Below are 23,764 nucleotides of genomic sequence, written 5' to 3' on the forward strand. Positions count from 1 at the left end.
GTTAAGAAAGACAGATAATTGTTAAAATCTGTTATGTAAAAAGCAGACGTATAGGTCTTTTACCATATAAGGAATTTTAGTCCATTTAAGTTTTCTGTTGAGCCTATATGAATCTTATATGGTTAAGAAAGACAGATAATTGTTAAAATCTGTTATGTAAAAAGCAGACGTATAGGTCTTTTACCATATAAGGAATTTTAGTCCATTTAAGTTTTCGATTGAGCTTATATAAATCTTATATGGTTAAGAAAGGCAGGTAATTGTTAAAATCTGTTCACTACTTTCAGTATAGAACAAAATGTAAACCTATTCCAGTATAAGAGTTTACCATTCTCTACCCCCATGTTTACCCTTCTCTACCTATTCTTTACCCTTTCTGTACCTTTTGCTTACCTGTTCTGTACACCAAGTTAACCCCAGGTTAACCCTTTGCTTACCAATTCTTTACCCTGGCGTTACCTCATTTATTACCTAAAAGGTAAAGATTTGGTGAATATTGGCTAAAGAAAAAGTTACCCTGGGGTTAACTTGGTCACTCCAACAGGTATAGCGCCCCAATAAACTTGTTCTTTTAATAAACTGAAATATCATCAATATATAGCGCAAATAACAGGCTCAATGACACCATTACAATAGCCACCCATGTTTAAGCCCCAGAAATACAGCACTTCCATCTGTTACATATTTCTAAAAACAGGCGCTATTAGTGACCAAAACAACGATTACAGCCCATCAAAAACAATCAAATTTACTGAGCAATAGCACTTTAAAGTATTTTTCACATTTCTTTTTAATAGAATGTATATTTATTCTATATTTGCAGCTCTTAAAAATAACCACATCGATATTTACGTTATTGAGTAAATATTAACCCGGCGGGGTAGCTCAGATGGTTAGAGCGCAGGATTCATAACCCTGAGGTCGGCAGTTCGATCCTGCTCCCCGCTACTGATTAAAAGCTCATCGAAAGATGGGCTTTTCTTTGTTTGAAGGGCACTTTTGCTGCATTCCATTCTACCCCCTAAAATCTTTTCCTTACTCTGAAAATTACCTCTGCTCTGCAAATGAGAAATTTTATTTCATTCTCTAGTGTTTTTTAGCAAGAAAGATTAAAATGCCCTAAATGCACAATTGACAACATCGATATCAGGATATTCCTTACTCAGCTTTTCACTTAACTCCCAATGTGTAGTAGCTTTACGCCCATTTAATATCCTGGCTTTTGCTAATACAAAAGCCCCACCGCATACTGATGCAATTCGCCTGGTATTGCTTTCATCTCTAAATGTGAGCCACCTATAAAATGCTGTTAGCGCATTTTGATTGCTTTCCCTAAAATCGTTGCCAGCAATTATCAAGGTATCTATCGGAGTTTCGATATCACCAGCGCATTGCTTGCATGCAATGCTTATTCCTAAATTGGTTTTCAAATTCCTATCTGCAGAAGGTGCAACTACCCTGACGTCATAACCAGTCCGGATATCGGAGCTTTCCAGAAAAGTGTTAGCATTATTGAAGACATCTGCAGGGCCTGCGAAATCAAGCAACATATTACCTGTCATAGCGATGATAACGATCAAGCGCTTTTTTGGGATTTCATTGTGTTCCATATCTCAAAATTACAGAAACAAAAAACCGTCTGAAAGGACATAAATTATACAATTTCGGCCACATACTTGAAGTTTTAGAAAAATCCTGAAGAAACTAATTGACTATCAATTCTTTAGCTTCAAAAGTTAAGGCTTTTTTTACAGTACCGTTAACGCAATTATAACGTTTCCGATCTGGCAAACATGCACACGCGATATGCATGCGCCAGCGAGGGAGCTTTTTTTGAAATTGAGATCTTCTTTTCTTGCCCATTGCAAATTCATTAGATCAAAAATCCCTGGTGCTGGCGATCGGTTCCGGTAAAAACCACAAATTACCTTTCAGGTTCTACATTTTGCAAACGTAATTCTGAATAAATCTAGCTAAGTAGACATAATTATCTAATTAATTTTGTTTTTCTGAATTATGGAATTATCTTCGTTTATCTGTCTATAAATTAACGCTCTAAACACAATGAATATAAACTCTATTAAATGTTACCTAATAATCTTAGTATGTTGTTTGGCCACATTTCTTTCAGGTTGTAAAAAAGAAAGCACTGTACGTGAAGAAATTAAAATTGGTAATGCTTCGATAAAACATTCTTCTCTACCATCAAAATCACAAATGTTAGCTCAAAATTTATCCAAACCATGTAAATATTGGATTGCTGGCGTTAATGGATTTTTAGAGGGGGCACCTAGCAATCCTTACTTTGATATGGTGTTATCACAGATAAACAATGCGGGGGGTGTCCTTGTCAATACACAATTCGATACAAAGCAGGAAGCTTTAAACGCTAATTTGACTTTTGAGCAAAGCGCAGTTAGTTTAGCTCAAACCTATAATTTAACTTTCCAACCAACTGGCATCATGACCGATCCAGTTTCCAGTAGTTGTAATGGAGATATTTTTGACCCTGGAGGTTATTCAGGCGGAGGTATTGAAGGCGGATCTGGGACAGGTGGAAATGGTGGATTTCTTCAGGTTCCACTTCGGCCTACAATAACAATTGATCCAAACACACGTCCATGTCTAGAAAGCATAAAAAATGCCGTAGTTAACGCAGCTCAAATCTCTGTTACAATGGCAAATCTCTTGAAACGGGTAGATAACGATCATACAAAAGCACAAAATGCTGTATTAGCTTTAGCTAATAATACAAACATATCGATAACCTTAGGAGAAAAGACTATCCCGTACCAAACCATCACCAATCCTGATGGAACAACCTCAGTAAGGGAAACACATGGAGAAACTAATCCTATTACAGGTAGCATTAAGCTAAACACCCTTACCCTAAATGAAGCATCAGACCTAGCGGTCACTGCGTCCCTAATTCATGAAATGATGCATTCTTATTTTGTTTGGGGTGCCAATAATCTTACCGGCGAGGAAGCTATGGCATTTAGTGATCTTAACAGGTATCTGTTTGACCAGGAAGATGGAACTGCCCATCCTTATAATTACCCGGAACTGGGATTTATGCAGCATTGGCAGATGGGGGAAACCTATGTGAATTCTATGGCCCTTATATTACTTGGTGTAGCAAATTCTAAAGGTATAACAACTTCGCCTGACCCATCTATATCACTTGAAGTATATTGCCGTGATATTTTCTGGGGAAGCTTACAGCAGACTTCAGGGCTTGATGCGCCTAATGCTGCAAGATCCAAAACTAATTCAGAGAGGGAATATAAAAACCAATCTGGCTCAACAGGAAAAAACGACTGTCAACCATGATGAAAAATCTAATCCTTAGCTTGACGATAATAGGGAATTTTTATTGTACAGCGACGCAGACTTCAAATGAATTAAAAGATGATGGCATTATTATAAATAAAATTATTGATATTGTATGTGAAAAAGAAGTCCGCCCCAAATCCGTTTTAATTAGCGAGCAACTTTTATCAAATCTTGATCGATACTTGACCAGTGATAAAAATAAAAAAAGTAGTGACTCATTATCTTTATTGATAGAGGGGAAATGGAATTATTTGAAGCAGATAAAATCGGATTCATATTCTAAAGAGTGGAAACAATTTTCGCTTCCCAAAGCCGTAAACGAAAAGAAAACTATCGGCAATAAACTTAAAGCCGAAGACCTCCGATTTAGTACGGTACAGTTTTCACCAGAAGGCACCAAGGCATTTGTGGTATATAGTAGAACTATCAATAACATATCACAGGGAACTGTTTTCTTTTTCTTTGAAAATAAAAACGGTGTTTGGATCCATACAGCTCATTATGTACCCTTTTTCGATTAACTACTGAGAAGGAAGCGATAACGTGACTTTAAAAATGAAGAAAGCTATAAAGAGTGTTACTTTGACGGTAAATATGACAGTATAAATGGTTTTTCAATAAATTCAATGCTATAAATCGTCTTCAACACTTATTTTTACGGTTATCCGTATTATTCAATATTATGGTTGTTACCTTTCTGGCGCAAGTTTTAGCGCTCCGGCCTAAAGCAAGGGCCAGACTTGTACTTTCCGTTAAAAATTAATGCATTATTTGTTTAAGAAAAACTTCCCAGTTAAATCTCGTAAAATGCGCAAATCATCCTGCCCCTATGCACTGAGACTTACGCCAGTGAGGAATGATCTGGCGCGATAAGGATTACCGTGGATTCTGACACGGAAGCGAGTAGCTAAAATAGAGGTTCCAGCTTCTTTAATACTTTCTCAAAATTGACTACTGCTTCGCAATGTTCATAAAAGGTCGACATATTGAAGCTCGACCTAGCTGAAGAATAGCTAAAATACAATTCATTTTTTCATAAATACCTCTAGCTGCGTCAACGGCTGCAGTTAGAGGTTAATAATTAGCATACGCTATTTATAAAAAAGCTCCTGGCCGGCGGAAAGTTAGCACAAACATCCAAGCTATGCCTTTACGCGAATTTTCGCTATAGCCGTTGACATTGAGGACATTGTAACTGATACCAAAATTTCGTATGTTAGCATAGTAATATATTTTCACATTTAAATTTTCCAGCAATGGAACTTAAATTACCCTATATCAATCCAGTAAGTTTTGCTAATACGCTCGTAAATCATTACGATTTCGACATTCAACAGGGCTGGAATTCTAATTATTTAGCCTTGCCCGAACAGGCAGGAGTTGGATCATTACAGTTATTCATGAGAGAAGATATTCATTTTTTCAGGGGTAAATGGAAGTTTAATGAGGATTCTACCTTTCTTTCACATGATCCGGTTGGGCAAAAGGGATTAATAGATTTCAGGTTGAGTAGCGACGGACAAATTCATTCGGCATCGATAGAAGGCGATAAAAAATTTGAATGGGAGATTACAGAAGTGGATGGATTTCGCTTTTTTATACCGGGAAAGTATCTGAAACTGGAAAAAAATCAACTGTCAGATCGTTTTGAGAAATATTGCTTCAACAGGAACATCATCAATTTACAAAAACAACTTTTTGAGATCCAGGCCGGACAAATATCGAATGCACTCTTATTGGAAAGTAAAATGCTCGAATTTATTTACTTCTGGATGGATTTTCTGCAAACCAATAACCTGGAAAAACACTTCGAAAGCATTTCAGACCGCCATTTTTCGTGCATATCGAACGCGAAACAACTCCTGGATGAAAATCCCTGCGAAAGCCCATCCATAAAATACATCAGTAGAAAGGTGGGCTTGAATGAATGTGACCTAAAACGTGAATTTAAAAAAGCTTTCGGCCTGCCCATTAGGCAATACATCATTAAACAGCGCATGGATTTTGCCCAAAAGCTGCTCAAAGATACAGACCTGCCTATTGGCGAAATCAGCACAAGGCTGGGCTATGCAAACCGAGGCCATTTTGCAGGTTTATATCAACGTTATTTTGGCGTTTCACCTTTAAACGACAGGTTAACCTAAATACCTGAAAAACTATTCCCTTTTCGTATCAAATTATTCCCGATTGGATATTTTTTATAATACCCTTGCATATAACTTTATGCTTAGTAAAATAAAAATTCAGGATCTGATCCTGAACTAACCAAATATCTTTTCAATGTTTAATTTGTCTTTAATCCTCGAGGATAGTGCAAAACGTTTTGCCCATCAACCTGCTATAAGTGCTGAAGGGCGAACTATAAGTTATGCAGGGCTAAACCAGCTGGCTAACCGGGTAGCTAACGGATTGAAAAGCATTGGTATTGTACCAGGCGATAAAGTAGCCATGTCCTGCCCAAACATTCCTGAATTTGCGGCTATTTATTATGGGGTTTTAAAAACGGGTGCCATTATTGTTCCTTTTAACATTTTGTTAAAGGCTGATGAAATTACCTACCACCTCAATGATAGTAAAGCCAAGGTCTACTTTTGCTTTTCGGGGTCGGAAGATTTACCAATCGGGGATTATGGGTTTCAAGCCTTTTACAAGGCTCCCCTCTGCCAGTATTTCTGTCAGATCAATCCAGAGGCAAAAAAAGAAGCTTACGCCGTTAATAGTTTTAATGATTTAATAGCCCATCAACCCTCAACCTTTGAAACAGCCGAAACTTTAGCTGATGATGTAGCTTTATTAATTTATACATCAGGTACAACAGGGCAGTCAAAAGGCGCTCAGCTAAGCCATTTAAATTTGTTCTGCAATGCTGTTTTGGCAACTGATTTATTCAGTACAACTCATCAGGATAAACAATTGGTCGTGCTCCCGCTCTTCCATATCTTTGGGATGACAGTTTTAATGAACGCCGGGATTTACCGTGGCACCCACAATATTCTGCTGCTACGTTTTGATCCCAAGACGGTTCTGGAATTCATTGATACCTTCCACATCAGCATTTTTGCAGGCGTGCCCACCATGTACTGGGCACTTATCAATTTTAACCATGAAAACATTGCAGATGATTGCATCAGGAAAAACCTGCGCCTGTGCATTTCCGGCGGAGCATCGCTTCCCTTAAAAGTTCTGCAGGATTTTGAAACCCGGTTTAATGTGCCTGTTTTAGAAGGCTATGGAATGAGCGAAGGCTCTCCGATTGTCACTTTCAATGATCTTCGCCAGGGCTGTAAGCCCGGATCTATCGGTACCGCAGTTTGGGGGGTGGAAGTTAAAATTATCGACGAAACCGGAAAAGAATTGCCTGCAGGAGAAAAAGGAGAACTGATTTACAGAGGTCACAATGTAATGAAGGGTTATTTTGAAAGACCGGAACAAACAGCTGAGGTACTAAGAGCAGGCTGGATGCATTCTGGTGATGTTGCGGTGGTGGATGAAGAAGGGTTTTATTATATTGTTGACCGTACCAAGGATATGATTATACGGGGCGGAATGAAGGTTTTTCCACGTGAGGTGGAAGAAGTTATGATGAAACATCCTTCCATCTCTTTAGTAGCGGTGATTGGCGTTCCCGACGAACGAATGGGAGAAGAAGTGAAAGCCTTTGTTGTGCTCAAAGATAAATACGATGCCGATCCGCTAGAAATTATTTCTTGGGCGAAAGCACACATGGCGGCATATAAATATCCCCGCAAAATTGAGTTTGTAGAAAACCTACCCCTTTCGGCAACCGGAAAAATTTTAAAAAAAGTTTTGAGAGAAAAAACCAGTCTGTAATTAGATATTAATCTTTTTTAACAAAAAATATGATCAGAAAATCGATACTATTATTAATCATTTCCTCCTTTTTGTATGGCTGTGCGCCGGTAAAAGGGCTAAAAGGAAATGCCCTGGAAAAAAAATATAGTGACATTCGTTATGGCGATAAAGCCAGAAACGTGATGGACGTTTATCTTCCTGCAAAACGCGGTGCTAAGACGCCTTTTGTTATCCTTATTCATGGCGGCGCCTGGACTATGGCTGGAAAAGAGTATGTAAGAGATTATCAGGATTCTTTACTAAAAAACGGAATTGCCTCTGCAAGTATAAACCACCGATATGCGAACAACACAGAGATTCATTATCCTCAAATGCTTGAGGATGTAAATTCAGCACTAAATTATTGCGCTGGGCATGCCAAAGAATGGAACATTAAGAATAAAGGATATGTCATGGCTGGCGTGAGTTCGGGCGCGCACTTAGCACTTTTATATGCGTATACCACATCAAAAAAGATAAACGCTGTTGTAGAATTTTGCGGACCAACCAATTTCACGGACACGACGATATTAAATTATGCCAGCAAAGTAGGTTTAATGGATGTTATTCAGAAAATGACCGGGAAAACATATCAAAAAGGGGTGGCAATCGATCCGGAATTTGCTAAATCAAGTCCCATCACCCACATTAAAAACATTCCTGTTTTAATTATCCACGGTACAGCAGATCCGATAGTTGATTTTTCGCAGTCGCAGCAATTAAGCGATGCACTCAATAAACAGCAGATTAAACATAAACTGGTGAGCATAAAAGGTGCCGGCCACGATCTAAACCTTAAAGACGCCGCAACCAGGCAATTGGTTTACCGGGAGGCGATAAACTGGATTATTCAAAATGGTCAGTAATTAAGATAAAGACAATATGAAAAAGATAATTCTAACGGGCTTTGCATTTTTTTTCGCCTGCTCGCTAAAGGCGCAAACTACTAAAGAGATTAAGCCATTAACGCCAGCAGAAGTTAGTAAAAGACTAATTTCAAAATATAGTTTATTGGCCTTTGCTCCGATTACAAAACTTGATTATGAGAATATAAAATCAGAGAGAAAAAAACAAGCATCATCTGCGATTCCGAAATTAAGCAACGAAGACAGCTTAACTGTCAGCTATTTACAAATCCCAGGTTTAAACCAAGGTGATCCAGAAATTCCCATCCGTATTTATAAGCCTAAAAAACCAGGTAAAGCACCCATATTTTTATGGTTTCATGGCGGAGGTTTTGTATATGGGAGTTTAAACTGGGATCATCAAAACTGTGCAAATATTGCGGTAAGGGCTGGTGTAGTGGTCATATCTGTAGATTACCGTTTGGCACCCGAAAACAAATTCCCCGCTGGGGTAAACGATGCATACGCCACATTTTTATGGAGTAAAAAACATGCCGCAGAAATTGGTGGTGATGCCGACCATATTGGCCTGGGAGGCGGTAGTGCCGGAGCGGGAATAGCGGGAAGCATGGTTTTGGTAAACAGGGACAAAAAAGGGCCGAAAATAGATTTTCAGGTTTTGTTTTTCCCACCTGCTGATGTGGACACTAATCGCATCTCTGTTCGCGAATTATGGAACATTCCAGGGGTGAAAGGGGCTGACATTCCCGTTTTACTAAAAATGTACCTGGGTGATGAGTACCAAAGAAAAATCCCGGTAAATGCGCTGCCAGGGCTAGCAAAAAGTTTTGAAGGTTTGCCCCCTACCTATATCGCTACCTGCGGCGTTGATCCGTTAAGGGACGGCGGACTGGTTTATGGGCAGAATCTGATTGCTGCAGGCATTCCTGTAGAACTTCATAACTTCCCAGGTTACCCACATGGCTTGTTGCCCGATAAAGTATTTCCTGAAGTATATGATTTTATGCATCAATATTATAAATAACCGATCACTGGAAAACAAAAAGATATGAAAGCTAAATTCTTTAATTTCCTCTTGCTGCTGTTAGTCGCCCAGCCAGGCTTATTTGCCCAGAATATTTTATTACAGCCAGCAGATCCTGCTGCAAATGGTTTTTCTGCTGACCGTTTAAACCGGATAGACCAGGTAATTGAAAGCTATGTAGACAGTAACTGGATTAAGGGTGCGGTTGGACTGGTAGTGCGCAACGGCAAAATTGTTTATTACAAATCATTTGGAATAGACGATGTAAATAAAAACACTCCGCTTCAAAAGGATGCAATTTTTCGTATTGCTTCGCAAACTAAAGCCATTACCAGCACTGCGGTGATGATCCTTTTTGAGGAGGGCAAAATTTTATTGGACGACCCCATTTCAAAGTATATCCCAAGCTTTGCCAGGCCAAAAGTTCTCGATACTTTTAACGAAAAAGACAGCAGCTACACCACCCTACCTGCGAAAAGAGAAATTACGATCAAGGATTTACTAACACACACATCAGGCATAGATTATGCGCAGATTGGATCACCGAAAATGCAAGCCATTTATGCAAAAGCTGGTATTCAGGCGGGCTTTTCAACGCATAAACAATTGCTTGCAGATGCCATTGATAAGCTGGGTACCCTGCCATTAATTCAAAACCCCGGAGAACGTTTTACCTATAGCTTAAGCGTTGACGTTCTGGGCCGTTTAATAGAGGTGGTTTCAGGCCTTAGTTTGGATGTCTTTTTGCAGAAGCGAATTTTTAAACCACTAGGTATGGAGGATACCTATTTCAATTTGCCAGCAAACAAGAAATCACGCCTTGTAAAGGTATACACTGAAGATAAAGAGACCAATAAGCCTGTTTTATGGAAAGATAATACCTTTCCAGGAAGCACTATTGATTATCCAATTAACAATAACGGATACTTTGCAGGAGGCGCAGGGCTGGTATCGACCATTAAAGATTATGCTATTTTTTTACAGATGTACTTAAATGGAGGCGAATATAACGGGAATAGAATCTTATCAAGGCATACCGTAGAAATTGTAACCAAAAATCAAATTGGAGATATACCTTTCGGCGACGACAAGTTCGGTTTGGGTTTTCAGATTACAACAAATAAGGGAAATGCAAAATTAGGCTTGTCAGAAGGCAGCTTTTCCTGGGGCGGCTTTTTTGGAACAAGTTATTGGGCAGATCCGAAAGAAAAGCTCTCGGGCTTATTGTTTTTACAGCAATGGCCATTTAAGCACAGCGAATTGAGCGATAAATTTAAGGTGCTGGTGTACCAGGCACTTCAATAAAGTTAAACTTAACCAAGCAGAGAACTAACCAAATAACAATAATCATGAGAAAAAATTTACTTACTAAATGGACCAAAAGGTGCATTTTGCTGCTCTTGCTGTGGCCATTCGTTTCCAACCTGGCCTATGCACAAACCGGCAATATAACCGGAAAAGTTACCGACAACAATGGCAACGCCGTGCCCGGTGCAAGTGTAAAAATAAAAAATACCAACCGGGTAACTTCTACCGACGCAAACGGTGCTTTTAAAATACCGGATGTAAAGGTAGCTACGGTAACACTGCAGGTATCTTATGTAGGTTACCAGAGCAAAGAGATAACGGCTACAACTAATAAACCGATAAGTATTGTACTGATTGAAGAAAACAACAAAATGGATGAGATTATTGTAACCGGAACGTTTGATAAACGCAAGCGTATGGATGCATCTGTTGCCATAACCACCCTGAATGCGGTACAGATGGAACGGATTGTTTCGGCTAGTGCGGCTGATCTGTTAAAAAATGTACCTGGGGTATTTGTCAATTCGTCGGTAGGAGAAATCAGGAACAGTGTTGCCAGTCGTGGAATTACTGTAGGTACCCAGGACGGAAGTTTTGGGTACGAATACGTTTCGATGCAGGAAGATGGACTACCCATTACCAACACCACTTATTATGGCTATGGGCCTGATTTCTTTCTGCGCCCAGATGCTACATTAGGACGATTAGAGGCCGTTCGGGGCGGAACTGCATCGATTACTGCGGCCAATGCGCCAGGCGGAATTTTCAATTATGTTTCGAAAACCGGAGGAGATAATTTTGAAGGCGAAATCAGAACTAAACTTGGCCTTGTGGGTATTAATGGCAGAGGATACTCCAGGGCAGATTTAAATTTGGGTGGCCCTCTCGGAGGGAACTGGTTCTATAATATCGGAGGCTTTTATCGTTACGATCAGGGTGGCAGATATGCCGGTTATCCAATGAATAATGGCGGACAAGTGAAAGCCAATATTGTTAAAAAATATAAAACCGGTTCGTTAAAATTCTTTGGTAAATATTTAAACGATAGAAACGGTTATGCACAGTTTATTCCAACTACCGGTTTCGATAATCCTAAACCAGCAATAGGCTTTGATATCAATTCGACGGTTTTAATGCCTAATGTCAATTATAAATCTCAGGATTTTATTTACGGTGGAAGCATGAATTTTAATCCAAGTAATCAGGTAAAAAACACTTACCGTTCTGGTGGTATAAACTGGCAGCAGGATTTAGGCAGCGGCTGGTCATTGAATAATTCGGCGAGGTACTCCAGCAATACCATTTTATACAATACGCCCGGCGCAGTTTCAGCAATGAGCGCAACAGACTTAACCACTTACTTTTTATTAACCGGCAACACCGGACTGGGTATTGGCACTTATTCTTTTAAGGATGCACAATCGGGTAAAGAATTGATGAGTGTAAACTCAGCATTGGGAGCTGGTGGACTACCTGTTTATACGGTTACTAAAAATGAATTACCGGGACAGCAATTGAGACCAAATTCATTGTTTTTAACCACTTTCGGAGCGTATAAAAACAATGTTAAAGAATTTATAGATCAATTCTCTTTAAACAAGAGCACTAAAAACATGAATTTCACTATTGGCGGTTATTTTGGTTACTCTGATATCCACCGTTATTCTGGGTTAGACGGAGTAGCACTAGGTACTATACAAAACCGGCCGCAATTGGTTTCTTTAACCTTCACAGGTATAACATTAGGTGGAACTTCAGGTCTTCATCAGGTGACCAATAAGGACGGCATTGCCCAGGCAAATGGCGACAATGGAGCATCCTTAACCTTTAATTCAAAACAAAAACAGGCCGCTTTGTTTTTTGGCCATACCTGGAACATCAGCGAAAAACTAACGTTTGACTGGGGACTTCGTTACGAGAATGTAAATGTTAGTGGATATAATGAGCGGGTTTATATGAAAACAGGCGTACAGGGAGGTGTTGATGGTGACCCTAAAACTTTTTACGATAACAATACCGTTGATAAGATTACGACCGTAAATTTCGATAAAACCCTCCATACGTTTTCTTTCTCAGGGGCCTTAAATTATAAATTCAATGATAACATGGCTATTTATGGCAGATATTCACAAGGTAAAAAAGCGCCGGATATGGATGTGTATTTTGCAGCCAACAGACCTGAAACCATTGGACTTCTGAATCCAATGGAACGTACCACCAGGCAAGTAGAGGTTGGACTAAAGGCCAGAACTAAAGGACTTAACTTGTTTGTTACCCCGTTTTATAGTATCTTAAGTGGTGTGCCAAACGGGCAAATGTTCGGGGCAGTTGGCGGAGGTTTTTATGTTCCGCCAACGCTTTACGGTAAGTATAGAACTTTGGGTGTAGAAATAGAAGCAGATTATAAGATTGATACCCATTTTAGTGTTAGAGGAGTGGCCACTCTTCAGCGCTCTAAGATCGCCGAATTTGAAGCCTGGGTAGCGAATGCCCCTGGTCCGGCCGACGACACTAAAATTTCCTATTCTGGAAACGAAACAGACAACAATGCCCGAACCATTTTAAACCTGACGCCAACGTACACCGCCGGTAAGTTTTATACTTTTTTAACCTGGTCTTATCTGGGTAAAAGACAAGCCAACGCAGCAAATGTATTTAGCTTACCAGGCTTTTCCCAGTTCGATTTTGGGGCAGGTTATGACATCAATAAAAAACTGCAATTAAGTGCCAACATCAATAATTTATTCAATAAATATGGTGCGATGAGTTGGGTTAGACCAGGCGGAATATTAGAAGGTTTGGAGGGCAATAATGCTTTCACTCAAACGCTGTACAATCAGGCAGTACAAAACAATGCCCCCTATTCTACAGTTTCGATACCCCCAAGGGCTTATTTTCTAACAGCGTCCTATAAATTTTAATTCAATAGACCCTGCAGCCATTATGCAGGGTTTATTTTTTAGTCCGCCACCACTGTAAATACGTTTTATTAGGCATTACCTGTGCTAAAACACCATAACAGTGTATATTTACCAACAAATACCGGCCAGAGTATACACTGCATTTCATTAAGCTGGTTCACTGAAGTTTTGATGTGATCAACATATAGAAATACAACCATAAATAAGATTCTGCTATGAAAAAAATTCTGTTTCCAATTCTGTTTTTACTTTATTTCTCTGTTTCAGCACAAAACAATTTAAGTCCCCGCGAACTTTATCCCGGACTTTTTGAGCAGGTACAACTCGGAGGAATTTATCCGGATGGAAAAACTTTTGTGGATGCAATGCCTAAAAAATCTGCCGCCGAGATTATGAAAACCTATCAATCTCAAAAAAACACACCAGCATTTAACCTTAAGCAATTTGTAGCCGAGCATTTTACATCACCCGAAAATCATAATGTAGCTTATGTATCTGATGTTGCTGCAGGTTTAGAGAAACATTTAGATACTTTGTGGACGGTACTTAAAAGAAATCCGGATATAATTCCGGAGCACCAGACTTCGCTCATTCCGTTGCCCTATGCCTATATAGTGCCTGGAGGCCGGTTTAGAGAAATTTATTACTGGGATTCTTACTTTACCATGCTCGGCTTGAAAGAGGCAGGTAAAAAGCTATTAATTAAAAATATGGTTGATAATTTTGCCTGGCTGATCCGCCGTTATGGCTTCATTCCAAACGGAAACCGGACTTATTATTTAACCAGGTCGCAACCGCCCTTTTTTTCCTTAATGGTTCAGTTACTTGCGGAGAGCGATCCCTCGGTTAAAGTTAGTGATTATGGCGATGTTTTAGAAAAAGAGTATGCTTTCTGGATGAAAGGTGCTGAACATTTGCCCGCGGGAAAAGCACTAAACCACGTAGTAAAACTGAAAGACGGAACGGTGCTGAACCGATATTATGATTCGGGGGTGGTACCAAGAGAAGAATCTTTTGCGGAGGATTTAAAGTCTGCCGAGAAAACGATGCAGGCAAAGCCGGATTTTTATCGGAACGTGCGCGCTGCTGCCGAATCGGGTTGGGATTTTAGCACCCGATGGTTTGCCGACGGTAAAAGCTTCGGACAAATTATTACCACCGACTTAATTCCTGTTGATTTAAATGGTTTGCTTTATAATTTAGAAAATGTAATTGCGACCGCTTATATACAAAAAGGCAATGCAAGAAAAGCTCAGTTATTTTCAACTAAAGCTTTAAAAAGGAAACAGGCCATATTGAAATATTGCTGGAATCCTTCCTTAAATTTTTTTACCGATTACAACTGGAAAAAGCAACAACCATCTAGGCAGCTTACGCTAGTGGCTACATCACCTTTGTTTTTCAAAATAGCGACCAACCTTCAGGCGGCTAAAGTTGCAGAAAAAATTCAGGCAGATTTTCTAAAAAAAGGTGGGCTTATCACAACTTTAAACCAGTCTGGAGAACAGTGGGATGCCCCAAATGCATGGGCACCATTGCAATGGATCAGTATTGCTGGTATGAAAAATTATGGTTACAATAAGCTGGCAGATACAGTTTCAAACCGATGGATTAGCCTGAATGTAAGGGTATTTGAAAAAACCGGAAAACTAATGGAAAAATATAATGCCTCAGCCTCCGAAACTTTAGGTGCAGGAGGAGAATATCCCTTGCAGGATGGTTTTGGGTGGACAAATGGAGTTTTATTAAAATTGCTAAAAGTAAGTGCCAAATAATTTCCTTCCGGAGAAAAGTAAATTGAACAGTGCCGCGGTATCACCTGCCTCGTGGAGGATATTCTTACCTGTGAATGAACGATGAAGGCACCGCATTGGCGAAAGCGATAAATCAATACTGCATCGCGACCTTTATCCTTACAGATCGATTGCACATATGCGTATGGAAGTGCGGGGTACACTAATAATCTGATAGTGGATAACAATATCCCAGAAATAACCTGATGTTTAGATTTCGTTGAATCGAGGATTGATTTTATGAGTGAATCCTTAAATAATGTCTTAAATGTTTCGTATTGCGAGGCATTACTATTAGGTAAAAATGCGAATAAAATGGCTTCAATAGTCCAAATAATGCCCACTAAGCTGTCAGTTGTATATGCAGAGTATGAACAGTATTATGCAGATATATGGAAAAGGTATCGCAACTCAGGTCAGTAGAATAGTTTTGTCGGGATTTTGAACGACCGAAAAATGTACATCAGGCCTATGCACATTTTTGGCGACGCTCCTTGCAAACCGTTCGATGTCTTTTTACAAGTATTTTCAATCTGCCAAAAAAAGCTTAAAAAGAACTTTTATCTACGTAGTTCGACCTCCAAAATCCATAAGCGAAACATATACGAATTATTCCTGAAGTTTGTCCAACCTAGCTAAACGGCGCAAATCTTCTACAAATTCGTTCGTGAATCCATTCTCCAAGGCTACTGATAAAAGCTCATCGAAAGATGGTCTTTTTTTTGTTTTAGATATATTGATCATTATTTTGGTTTAGCCTTAGCGAGACGCTAAGACCAGATAGTATCCAGCTTTCTTTTTATCCAAAACTGCTTCGAATTCTCGATGTCTTTCTGCGTTATTTTGATTTACTCCTATTATTTTATGGTATTTTGGTTAACATTTCAATATTATTGGTCAGCATTTTGTGGATGGGGCAGGTGTTAGCAATCTTTAAAAGTTTGTCTTTAATCTCTTCATTTAGCTGATCTGCTCCAAAATCAATTGTTCTACCAAATTGAGTTTTTGGTATCTGGGGATAATTCTTAAGTTCTACCTCGACATTGATCAATGGTATATTCCAACCTTTTCTGTCGATATACATCCGTAATGTCGCTGCAGTACAGCTTGCCAGTGAGGTAGCCAAAATCTCAAAAGGGTTGAAACCCTTGTTTCCTCCTCCTTGTTCAATGGGCTCATCGGTAATGATCTTGTTTTCTCCGGCTATAACTTCTGTATAGTATTTTTCGGTTCCAAGGCTCGCTTTTACTTTAACGCTCATTTGTTTTTGAAATTTAACTTATAACTCAAAGCACCTGATGGGCAGTGTTCAATTTGATTTTTAAGTTCCTCAGTAGTTCCATTTTCTGGTTTAATCCATGGCCTTTCTTTAGGATTATAAACTTTGGGCAGCATTTTTACACAAATAGCCGAGTGTATGCAAACCTTTGGCTTCCATATAATGGTTATTTCTCCGGTGTCGTACTCGTGGATATCCATTTAGATTTGATTTTTAAAGTTTTCAATTTTACTATTAATGTCACTTAAGAGTTCTGGGTTGATAATACCATTTTCAAGATCAAAATTTTCATAAAACTTTGGAAGAGAAAAAGTTTCTTTGATGTCTGCCCCGAACTGCGGAAAGAACTTTGACGCCTCTGCCATTACGTTTCCACCACCAAAACCTCCGGGCGAAGTACTCATGAGCAGCATTGGTTTATTTTGAAAAACTTTGACATTAATTCTGGAGGTCCAATCAAAAATATTTTTGAAAGCAGCGGAATAAGAGCGGTTGTTCTCTGCCAAAGAACAGATAATAACATCAGCTTCTTCAATATTCGAAAGGAATTGATGCGCTTCCTGCGGAAATCCCTGTTTTTCAAGATCAACAGAAAAAAGTGGCATTAGGTAATCGTTGAGATCAATGAGGTTTACTTCCTCATTAGGAAAGCTTTTCAGAACAAATCGTACCAATTGCCTATTGATTGATGTGGAGGAATTACTTCCCGCAAATGCAAATATTTTCATAACAGTTTTAAGTTCTTTGAGGTTTAAAGTTGATGTATCCTGGAAATTTTTCATCAACGATGGCTTTCCATTCCTGATATTTTTTCATGAAAGCAAAACATCAGATTCAAATTCTGTTTTCATATCTTTTCTATTCATAATTTATTCAAAATTAGGTATCCCAAAGGTACTTTACATTGATGTATGATATTTTGCCAGCATAAAAATATCGAATTATAATGTATAAGACAAATTCGTCACAGGTGTTCAAAACCCTATATTTTTAAAGGTGAAATCATGTTGAAACACCGTTCTAATGCGCTTGTATTTATAAAAAAATTAGCGCTTTCGTAAACCTGTTTTAAACTTTTCAGGCAAGACTTGTAACATCCATCTATCTTATTTTGTCATATTAGGCATGAAGTATTGTTAGATTATTTCTTTAAAAGGGTGTAATTTAGTTCAGTTACCCCGGAAGTAAATTGCCGGGTAGCTAAGAGTTTTAAATTTATTTTGTCTTTGATGTCTATAAACAATGGGATGCCCTGTCCAAGAATAATTGGATTAACAAATAACCAGTACCCGTCAATTAAGTTCTGTTGAATAAGTGAATATGTTGCTGTCGGGCTACCGAAAACCAGTATCTCACTCCCTGCCCCTTGTTTTATTTTATTTATTTCGCTGGAAAGGTTATCACCGATAATAGTTGTATTCGTTAAACCTGCACTGTTCATTGTTTTTGATAAAACAAATTTGTGAGCCTTGTTATACCACTTTGAGTGATTGATGTCGTGTTGGGATGCGTTCGGCTTATCTCCTGCGTTTGGCCAGTAAGCCTCCATCATCTGATAAGTAACTCGTCCATATAATGCATTGTCGGTTTCGCTTATCCGTTTGCCAACATGGTCAAAAATTTCTTCATCAACGTTAATCCAATTCATTTCTCCGTTTGGTCCTGCCACAAAACCGTCAAGCGATATGTGCATAAATGAAATTATTTTCCTCATACAATTCTATTTTTTATTGTTGTTTATGATTTGTTACTGATGTTAAATATTTGACCCGAAGCCACACTATTTAAGTTGTTTGATATTCATATCTATTGAATTACAGATAAATAAATTTAATTAAAATAAATAATTTTCGTGTTTACTGTTTTACCCAGTACATGGTTTTTGAAAAAATGCCTTTATGTGCTACAATTTTCAGCTTATTGCCCTGCAGATAAATTTCACAGTTGCCTTTCTGGCTGGTTTCGTGGTTTTCTACAGTGCCCTTCCATTCGTTTTTTTCAAAACGTACATTATAAAGCGTTGGACGGCCCTTGGGATCAACACCTAAAAATTTTACGTTACTATTGGAAATGGTGATAATGGCACCTTCATCTGTTTTCCATTTGCCTGCAAAATTATCATTGGCAGATTGGGCAAAGCCAATAGCTGTTATAAACATCGCTACAAGGCAACATAATACTTTCTTCATGATCTATTATTTTAATGATTTTGATACCGCAAAGTAAATTCAAAAAATCTGCAGTGTTTTTAATATATCTTAAAAAATGATTGATAGATTTGCTTTAACCAGAGCAGCTTGGGATGGAATTGATAAAATATTTAAGCACAGCAGCAAAACTTTCCCCTGGTGAAGTGGAACGCATAGACAGGTCATTTTCGAAAACGGAGTGTGCGAGAAATGTATTGTTGGAACGGCCGGGAAACTTTTCTAAGCAGGTATATTTTATTGAAAAAGGGCTGGTAAGAGCTTTTTATTACAAAGAAGAAAAAGACATTACGCATACCTTCTTTGATGAAGATAGTTTTATAGTGGCTTTTGAAAGCATTTTTTTTAATCGTGCGCATCCTTATGGATTGGAGATTATAGAGCAGTCGAGCGTGCGGACTATTTCTTACGCGCAATTGGATGCATTATGTAATGCCTCCCCTGCATTTAACAACCACAGGCTATTGGTTGCGTTAAAGGTGATCAGCCGGCTGTCAGAAAAGATTTATTCTTTACAGTTCCATTCGGCAGATCAGCGGTACAAAGATTTACTAAATACCACGCCAAACATTTTATTGCGTGTTCCATTAGGGCATATTGCCTCATACCTGGGCATTACGCAGCAAACATTAAGTGTAATAAGAGCTGCAAAATAGAAATGGCGTTTTAAGTAAATTTTCAATCGTAAACCTATAAGCTTGGAGGAAAAGCTTATTTATGACTTATTTAAAATGTTGCGACATGATAAAAAGCCAACGCAAAAATATATCGAAGAAGCCAAGTACCACAGGCCTGCTGAAATGGCCGCTTATCGTATATTCCTGTAGCTACAATATCAATCAAAGTGGCTCCCGCTAAATGCTATTGAGGATTAGGTTATAAATAATACAAACAGAATGTTAGATGAAATCAATATCAGAACCGAGCTAAGGCCAGGAGATTTATCGTATGTGATCTACAAACAAACGCTGCTGTATCAGCAAGAACACAGCATGGGGATTGAGTTTGAATCTTATGCTTTTGCCGGCATGCATGAATTTTGTGAGAGCTATAACCCTGAAAAAGACGGGGTTTGGGTTTGTGAGCACGAGACAAAAATCATTGGCTTCATTTTACTTATGCACCGCGAAAATAATGCTTCGCAGCTCCGTTTTTTTTATATCGACGCTGAATACAGAGGCCTTGGCCTGGGTAAAAAACTCATGCAGCTTTATATGGATTTTTTCAAAGAAAAAGGCTACCGATCTTCTTATTTGTGGACTTTCCAGGGCTTGGATACTGCCATTTCCTTATATACCAGGCATGGCTTTAAACTTACAGAAGAAAAATTATCTAAAGCTTTAGGAATACTGGTGAATGAGCAACGTTATGATTTATCGATCGGTGAAGAAATGATCCTGGTTTAGATCCGGCCAATTTCTATCTGTGCAACCCGGATTTCACTAAGCCTGACAATCCGGAAAATCCACCAGTCGATCCATGTTCTAATGCTAATTCCCTGGGGCAGAATGAAGACTTCAGGGATCGTTTCGACCTGCTTAAAGACTGAGTCATGATAGATTCGACAAAAGAAGCCACGTATGCTTATGAGTTTTCGACTAATACTTATAATTACGAAGAAAGCCAGGACCAGGGTCCTGCATCTATGGATTTCACAGGTAAAACAGATGGTGCTATCCACAGTCACAACAAGACAGGCGATCTTATCTTCATGCGTTTAACAACCACAGGCTATCTGTTGCGTGCGTTAAAGGTGATCAGCCGACTGTCAGAAAAGATTTATTCTTTACATTGGAGACGCTAGCTTTTCTATTTTAGAATTAAATCATTACCTATCCAAAAAAAATCAAAGCACCGTCGGTGCATGGCTTTCTTTAATGAAAAGAAAAGCGTCATATAACTCGGCTAAATTCACCTTATCATATAAACTCACACCGCTTTTTGTACCATAGCCTACAAATCGCTGTGGCTTAACCAGGTTATTTGGATTAAAGGCTTTGGTAAAGAAATATACATTCGTTTTGGTCAGTGTAGCCAGTAATTCTTCCCAGGAACCCTTAATTGGCTCCTCTAGTTTATAGGGCAGCATCACAGTGGTATTTACAGCGCGGGCATCGGTTGTTGCCCCAAATTCGCCAATCGCAGTTCCTGTACCCAGTACGAAATAGTTGTTAGGAAATAGTTTTAAAAGGTATTTTCCCGTGCCGCCAACAGAGTTGTCGTAAATCTCTTTTTTCCCAAGGTGGGCATTGTGTGCCCAAATAATTACTTTATCTTCCTTGCCTTTTATAATCAAAGCGGTATTATGGGCCATTATGCTATCTCTCGATACATATTTAGATTTCGGCTTAAACGGTTCAAATCCCTGTTTAAGATTGGTAATCGCCAATAGAAGATCGGATTTAAGACTTGCTTCCATTTCTATTTTTCTAACTTGCTGTTCCAAAGAATCGGCGGTGAAGTAACCCTGGCCACAACGTTTTTCCAATAACTTCCAATCTACCCTAAAATCTTTTTGGTTCATGCCAAACCAGGCCCCGTCCTGAAGGTTGGCAGCGGCACCCAAGCGCTCAATCTCTTTTTGGAAACTGTTAATACCTGCTTTTTTAAGCAAAAGTGTAATCATATCAATATCAGGTTTTTGAACCGGAAAGTCTATACCGTTTACCGAAACCTTTTTTTTGTGACTTTTATTATATGTCCTGATCCAATCCAGCAGTTCCTTGGTTTCTTTGTTCTGCCAGATTCCAATCATGTATTTTCTCATTAATGCAGTAACATCAATAGTTTGGTTTAACTGCTGGTTCATTAACCACATCTCGGTAACATCGTTCTCGAAGGCAACATGATTAAATCCTTTTTCTTCGATCAATATCCTGCTGATGTAATACCTGAGTTTATAAAATTCTGCCGTTCCGTGGGTTCCTTCCCCAAGACCTACAATCTGCTTCTCTCCCATTTCGGCAATTAACGGTTTAACTGAGGCTTTAAATTTTTCATAGTTTTCAAGAGAGACGCGCTTCAGTGATTTTTTTGGGGCAGCGCTCAATTTCGCAACCGCATCTTTTTGCTGAGCGAAAACGATCTGACTGTTGAACTGAAAGAGGATTGCCAGGCAAATGGTTATCAGGGTAATGGGTTTCATCATGTATTGTTTTACGAAGCAAAGGAATGAACATTAGCCGGTGGCATAAAAAAAATTCGACAACAGGCCTTCCCTGCACGATAAATCAACATACGCTTCTATTCGTCGTGCAAAACTAGAGGTTTATCGGAGGAGAAAAACTATTTCAACTATTTTAGCGACTTTTGAAAGGTGATCAAAAGAACAGCCTTCAACTTCTCGACTATATTCGAAATCCTGATCTGGGTATTTTATGTCGCATTATACAAGTATTCGTACCTGATCGAAAATTCGGGATTACAGCGAATTCCTGGGAACGATTTTCCCTATCCAATGATCTGCCTGTTTGGAATTTGCAGTACATTACCAATTATCCCCTATTACCGGTGGGCAATTCCAAAACTGTTGCACCTACAAAAATATATTGCCGTTATATTGATCACTGTAGTATACTTCATATTTATGACACCATACGTTAACATGTTCCTGTCATGGATTTTCAAGCAGTTCACCTACGGTAGTCCGGTGTACGCTTATTTCGATCGCCAGTACAATGGTTTCTTTTCAGATTGGAACCTGATCATGACTGATACAATTGCCTTTTTAAGCATCGCCTTTTCGAGGTTCTCCTACCAAAATGAAGTGATGCGGCACAAGGTAGAAACCGACCATTTGAAGCTCCAGTTAGACTTGTTAAAGGGTCAGCTCCAGCCTCATTTTCTATTCAATACGCTGAACAGTTTATATGGCATGAGCCTAATACAATCTAAAGATACCTCTAGGTTTATTTTATTGCTGTCGCAAATGATGCAGTATATTTTGTATGATTGTAGCCAGGAAGAGGTACCGCTAAGCGAAGAAGTTAATTTCTTAAAGGGATATTTTGAGATTGAGCAGAAAAAATTTCCAGACGCTTCAATCCGCTTTAACGTCCCAGAAACCATACCTGCTGTAAAAATGCCACCACTCTTATTTTTGCCTTTGATAGAAAATGCGTTTAAGCACGGCAGGCACAAACTGGAAAATAACGCTGGTGTTACAGCCGAGTTAATGGTGGATCAACAGGTATTGTTCTTCAAAATAGAAAATGAGATGTTGCCGTCCCAGCCCTTAAAAAATAGCCGGGGAGGTATAGGATTAGTTAACATCAGAAAAAGACTAGCGCTCTATTACCAAGGCAAACACAACCTCCAGATACAGGAATTGAACGGTATTTATAAAGTAAACCTAAGCATAACCTTGAAATGAAGTGCGTAATTTTAGATGATGAGCCCTTTGCACATGATGTGCTGAAACATTATATCGCGCAAACTCCGGGAATAACGCTTGTAGCGCAGTTCAGAAATGCAGTGGAAGCATTTGAATATTTGGGGAACCATCAAATCGATCTGCTTTTTTTGGATATCGAAATGCCGCTCATTAACGGCGTTAGCTTTCTAAAAGCGCTAAAACATAAGCCCAGTACCATTTTCACAACTGCCTTTAAAGATTACGCTTTCGAAGGTTTCGAGCTGGGCGTGATGGATTATCTTTTGAAGCCTTTTTCGTATGAGAGATTTATGAAAGCTATCGATAAGCTTCAACCAAGAAGTGAACCAAACACTTTTGAAGATCAGCTGGTAATCAGGACAAAAAACGGTTATCTCACGATCAAACAACAAGACATCAAATTAATTGAGGGACACAAGGACTATATAAAAATCATCACGACTACCGAAACACATTTACTCTACCATACGCTGAAGGGAATTTTAGAGAAATTGAACCAAAAATATTTTATCCAATCGCACCGTTCTTACCTAGTTAATAAATTAGTTGTTGCCCGCATAGTACAAGACAATCTAGTCCTCAACGACCAGCAATTTATTCCCATCGGGCAAGCTTATAAAAAGCAGCTGATGGAGAAGTTAGGGGCTTAGTTCGGGATTAGAAAATGAAAGACCAACCAGCATTGCAAAAATAAACGCACATTTTTAATATCAAAGAAAGTATGCTTTTTGTTATAGTAGATTTCCCCATAAATATTAAAATATTATTCATGGGGAAATTGTACG

General features: G+C 38.8%; 22 protein-coding genes and 1 tRNA gene. 15 read left to right on the top strand and 8 right to left on the bottom strand.

Annotated features, from left to right (window positions below):
* The first annotated feature begins 874 nt into the window (after positions 1-874).
* Positions 875-948 (top strand) — tRNA-Met (locus tag HDC90_RS06885).
* A gap of 161 nt (positions 949-1,109) precedes the next feature.
* On the opposite strand, the gene HDC90_RS06890 is transcribed toward HDC90_RS06885, so the two are convergent.
* On the bottom strand, positions 1,110-1,610 hold the full coding sequence (locus tag HDC90_RS06890; protein WP_184465202.1) for a DJ-1/PfpI family protein: 501 nt from the start codon (positions 1,608-1,610) through the stop codon (positions 1,110-1,112).
* Between the two features lie 454 nt (positions 1,611-2,064).
* Here HDC90_RS06890 and HDC90_RS06895 point away from each other — a divergent pair, with 454 nt between their 5' ends.
* From HDC90_RS06895 to treF, 9 genes are all read left to right on the top strand, one after another.
* Positions 2,065-3,333, top strand: coding sequence for a hypothetical protein (locus HDC90_RS06895; protein WP_184465204.1), 1,269 nt, complete (start codon positions 2,065-2,067; stop codon positions 3,331-3,333).
* Positions 3,330-3,857 carry a hypothetical protein gene (locus HDC90_RS06900; RefSeq protein WP_184465206.1) on the top strand — a complete coding sequence of 176 codons (528 nt, stop codon included), beginning with the start codon at positions 3,330-3,332 and terminating at the stop codon, positions 3,855-3,857. Before HDC90_RS06895 ends, HDC90_RS06900 begins: the two co-directional genes overlap by 4 nt.
* 735 nt (positions 3,858-4,592) lie before the next feature.
* Positions 4,593-5,480, top strand: coding sequence for a helix-turn-helix transcriptional regulator (locus HDC90_RS06905; RefSeq protein WP_184465207.1), 888 nt, complete (start codon positions 4,593-4,595; stop codon positions 5,478-5,480).
* A gap of 136 nt (positions 5,481-5,616) precedes the next feature.
* Positions 5,617-7,167 (top strand): long-chain fatty acid--CoA ligase, encoded by a 1,551-nt coding sequence (locus HDC90_RS06910; RefSeq protein ID WP_184465209.1) that lies wholly within the window; start codon positions 5,617-5,619, stop codon positions 7,165-7,167.
* Between the two features lie 29 nt (positions 7,168-7,196).
* The gene (locus HDC90_RS06915) at positions 7,197-8,054 is read left to right on the top strand and encodes an alpha/beta hydrolase (RefSeq protein ID WP_184465211.1); all 858 of its coding nucleotides are present in this window, start codon (positions 7,197-7,199) and stop codon (positions 8,052-8,054) included.
* A gap of 16 nt (positions 8,055-8,070) precedes the next feature.
* Positions 8,071-9,078, top strand: coding sequence for an alpha/beta hydrolase (locus tag HDC90_RS06920; RefSeq protein WP_184465213.1), 1,008 nt, complete (start codon positions 8,071-8,073; stop codon positions 9,076-9,078).
* A 24-nt stretch (positions 9,079-9,102) separates the two neighbouring features.
* Positions 9,103-10,383 carry a serine hydrolase gene (locus tag HDC90_RS06925; protein WP_184465215.1) on the top strand — a complete coding sequence of 427 codons (1,281 nt, stop codon included), beginning with the start codon at positions 9,103-9,105 and terminating at the stop codon, positions 10,381-10,383.
* Between the two features lie 44 nt (positions 10,384-10,427).
* Positions 10,428-13,307 (top strand): TonB-dependent receptor, encoded by a 2,880-nt coding sequence (locus HDC90_RS06930; protein ID WP_184465217.1) that lies wholly within the window; start codon positions 10,428-10,430, stop codon positions 13,305-13,307.
* 215 nt (positions 13,308-13,522) lie between these two features.
* Complete coding sequence (gene treF / locus HDC90_RS06935) at positions 13,523-15,082, top strand: alpha,alpha-trehalase TreF (RefSeq protein WP_184465219.1); 1,560 nt, start codon at positions 13,523-13,525, stop codon at positions 15,080-15,082.
* A gap of 627 nt (positions 15,083-15,709) precedes the next feature.
* Here the strand turns inward: treF and HDC90_RS25475 are convergent.
* The 6 genes from HDC90_RS25475 to HDC90_RS06960 all read right to left on the bottom strand — a co-directional run bounded on the left by HDC90_RS25475 (position 15,710) and on the right by HDC90_RS06960 (position 18,568).
* The gene (locus tag HDC90_RS25475; protein ID WP_255497522.1) at positions 15,710-15,844 is read right to left on the bottom strand and encodes a hypothetical protein; all 135 of its coding nucleotides are present in this window, start codon (positions 15,842-15,844) and stop codon (positions 15,710-15,712) included.
* Between the two features lie 118 nt (positions 15,845-15,962).
* Positions 15,963-16,361, bottom strand: coding sequence for an OsmC family protein (locus tag HDC90_RS06940; protein WP_184465221.1), 399 nt, complete (start codon positions 16,359-16,361; stop codon positions 15,963-15,965).
* Positions 16,358-16,579: a (4Fe-4S)-binding protein gene (locus tag HDC90_RS06945; protein WP_184465224.1), complete on the bottom strand. Its 222-nt coding sequence runs from the start codon at positions 16,577-16,579 to the stop codon at positions 16,358-16,360. The genes HDC90_RS06940 and HDC90_RS06945 overlap by 4 nt, the downstream gene beginning before the upstream one ends.
* Entirely contained in the window at positions 16,580-17,107 is a 528-nt protein-coding gene (locus tag HDC90_RS06950; RefSeq protein WP_184465226.1) for an NADPH-dependent FMN reductase, read from the bottom strand. It abuts the gene before it with no gap.
* A gap of 413 nt (positions 17,108-17,520) precedes the next feature.
* The gene (locus HDC90_RS06955) at positions 17,521-18,093 is read right to left on the bottom strand and encodes a dihydrofolate reductase family protein (protein ID WP_184465228.1); all 573 of its coding nucleotides are present in this window, start codon (positions 18,091-18,093) and stop codon (positions 17,521-17,523) included.
* Positions 18,094-18,235: 142 nt separating this feature from the next.
* Positions 18,236-18,568, bottom strand: a complete 333-nt coding sequence (locus tag HDC90_RS06960) for a hypothetical protein (RefSeq protein ID WP_184465230.1) — start codon at positions 18,566-18,568, stop codon at positions 18,236-18,238.
* A gap of 113 nt (positions 18,569-18,681) precedes the next feature.
* Here HDC90_RS06960 and HDC90_RS06965 point away from each other — a divergent pair, with 113 nt between their 5' ends.
* From HDC90_RS06965 to HDC90_RS06975, 3 genes are all read left to right on the top strand, one after another.
* On the top strand, positions 18,682-19,242 hold the full coding sequence (locus HDC90_RS06965; RefSeq protein ID WP_184465233.1) for a Crp/Fnr family transcriptional regulator: 561 nt from the start codon (positions 18,682-18,684) through the stop codon (positions 19,240-19,242).
* 240 nt (positions 19,243-19,482) lie between these two features.
* Positions 19,483-19,992 carry a GNAT family N-acetyltransferase gene (locus tag HDC90_RS06970; protein ID WP_184465235.1) on the top strand — a complete coding sequence of 170 codons (510 nt, stop codon included), beginning with the start codon at positions 19,483-19,485 and terminating at the stop codon, positions 19,990-19,992.
* A 146-nt stretch (positions 19,993-20,138) separates the two neighbouring features.
* Positions 20,139-20,390: a hypothetical protein gene (locus tag HDC90_RS06975; RefSeq protein ID WP_184465237.1), complete on the top strand. Its 252-nt coding sequence runs from the start codon at positions 20,139-20,141 to the stop codon at positions 20,388-20,390.
* Between the two features lie 42 nt (positions 20,391-20,432).
* On the opposite strand, the gene HDC90_RS06980 is transcribed toward HDC90_RS06975, so the two are convergent.
* Positions 20,433-21,731, bottom strand: a complete 1,299-nt coding sequence (locus tag HDC90_RS06980) for an erythromycin esterase family protein (protein ID WP_184465239.1) — start codon at positions 21,729-21,731, stop codon at positions 20,433-20,435.
* 171 nt (positions 21,732-21,902) lie between these two features.
* Here HDC90_RS06980 and HDC90_RS25700 point away from each other — a divergent pair, with 171 nt between their 5' ends.
* A complete protein-coding gene (locus tag HDC90_RS25700) occupies positions 21,903-22,958 on the top strand; it encodes a histidine kinase (RefSeq protein WP_184465241.1) in 1,056 nt (351 codons plus the stop codon).
* The gene (locus HDC90_RS06990) at positions 22,955-23,629 is read left to right on the top strand and encodes a LytTR family DNA-binding domain-containing protein (protein ID WP_184465244.1); all 675 of its coding nucleotides are present in this window, start codon (positions 22,955-22,957) and stop codon (positions 23,627-23,629) included. Before HDC90_RS25700 ends, HDC90_RS06990 begins: the two co-directional genes overlap by 4 nt.
* Positions 23,630-23,764 lie beyond the last annotated feature (135 nt).

Source organism: Pedobacter sp. AK013, from assembly GCF_014205835.1.
Taxonomy (GTDB): Bacteria; Bacteroidota; Bacteroidia; order Sphingobacteriales; family Sphingobacteriaceae; genus Pedobacter.

Coding starts and splice junctions, on each gene's coding strand:
- HDC90_RS06890 (WP_184465202.1), bottom strand. CDS start 1,610: ATGGAACACAATGAAATCCCAAAAAAGCGCTTGATCGTTATCATCGCT.
- HDC90_RS06895 (WP_184465204.1), top strand. CDS start 2,065: ATGAATATAAACTCTATTAAATGTTACCTAATAATCTTAGTATGTTGT.
- HDC90_RS06900 (WP_184465206.1), top strand. CDS start 3,330: ATGATGAAAAATCTAATCCTTAGCTTGACGATAATAGGGAATTTTTAT.
- HDC90_RS06905 (WP_184465207.1), top strand. CDS start 4,593: ATGGAACTTAAATTACCCTATATCAATCCAGTAAGTTTTGCTAATACG.
- HDC90_RS06910 (WP_184465209.1), top strand. CDS start 5,617: ATGTTTAATTTGTCTTTAATCCTCGAGGATAGTGCAAAACGTTTTGCC.
- HDC90_RS06915 (WP_184465211.1), top strand. CDS start 7,197: ATGATCAGAAAATCGATACTATTATTAATCATTTCCTCCTTTTTGTAT.
- HDC90_RS06920 (WP_184465213.1), top strand. CDS start 8,071: ATGAAAAAGATAATTCTAACGGGCTTTGCATTTTTTTTCGCCTGCTCG.
- HDC90_RS06925 (WP_184465215.1), top strand. CDS start 9,103: ATGAAAGCTAAATTCTTTAATTTCCTCTTGCTGCTGTTAGTCGCCCAG.
- HDC90_RS06930 (WP_184465217.1), top strand. CDS start 10,428: ATGAGAAAAAATTTACTTACTAAATGGACCAAAAGGTGCATTTTGCTG.
- treF (WP_184465219.1), top strand. CDS start 13,523: ATGAAAAAAATTCTGTTTCCAATTCTGTTTTTACTTTATTTCTCTGTT.
- HDC90_RS25475 (WP_255497522.1), bottom strand. CDS start 15,844: ATGATCAATATATCTAAAACAAAAAAAAGACCATCTTTCGATGAGCTT.
- HDC90_RS06940 (WP_184465221.1), bottom strand. CDS start 16,361: ATGAGCGTTAAAGTAAAAGCGAGCCTTGGAACCGAAAAATACTATACA.
- HDC90_RS06945 (WP_184465224.1), bottom strand. CDS start 16,579: ATGGATATCCACGAGTACGACACCGGAGAAATAACCATTATATGGAAG.
- HDC90_RS06950 (WP_184465226.1), bottom strand. CDS start 17,107: ATGAAAATATTTGCATTTGCGGGAAGTAATTCCTCCACATCAATCAAT.
- HDC90_RS06955 (WP_184465228.1), bottom strand. CDS start 18,093: ATGAGGAAAATAATTTCATTTATGCACATATCGCTTGACGGTTTTGTG.
- HDC90_RS06960 (WP_184465230.1), bottom strand. CDS start 18,568: ATGAAGAAAGTATTATGTTGCCTTGTAGCGATGTTTATAACAGCTATT.
- HDC90_RS06965 (WP_184465233.1), top strand. CDS start 18,682: ATGGAATTGATAAAATATTTAAGCACAGCAGCAAAACTTTCCCCTGGT.
- HDC90_RS06970 (WP_184465235.1), top strand. CDS start 19,483: ATGTTAGATGAAATCAATATCAGAACCGAGCTAAGGCCAGGAGATTTA.
- HDC90_RS06975 (WP_184465237.1), top strand. CDS start 20,139: ATGATAGATTCGACAAAAGAAGCCACGTATGCTTATGAGTTTTCGACT.
- HDC90_RS06980 (WP_184465239.1), bottom strand. CDS start 21,731: ATGAAACCCATTACCCTGATAACCATTTGCCTGGCAATCCTCTTTCAG.
- HDC90_RS06990 (WP_184465244.1), top strand. CDS start 22,955: ATGAAGTGCGTAATTTTAGATGATGAGCCCTTTGCACATGATGTGCTG.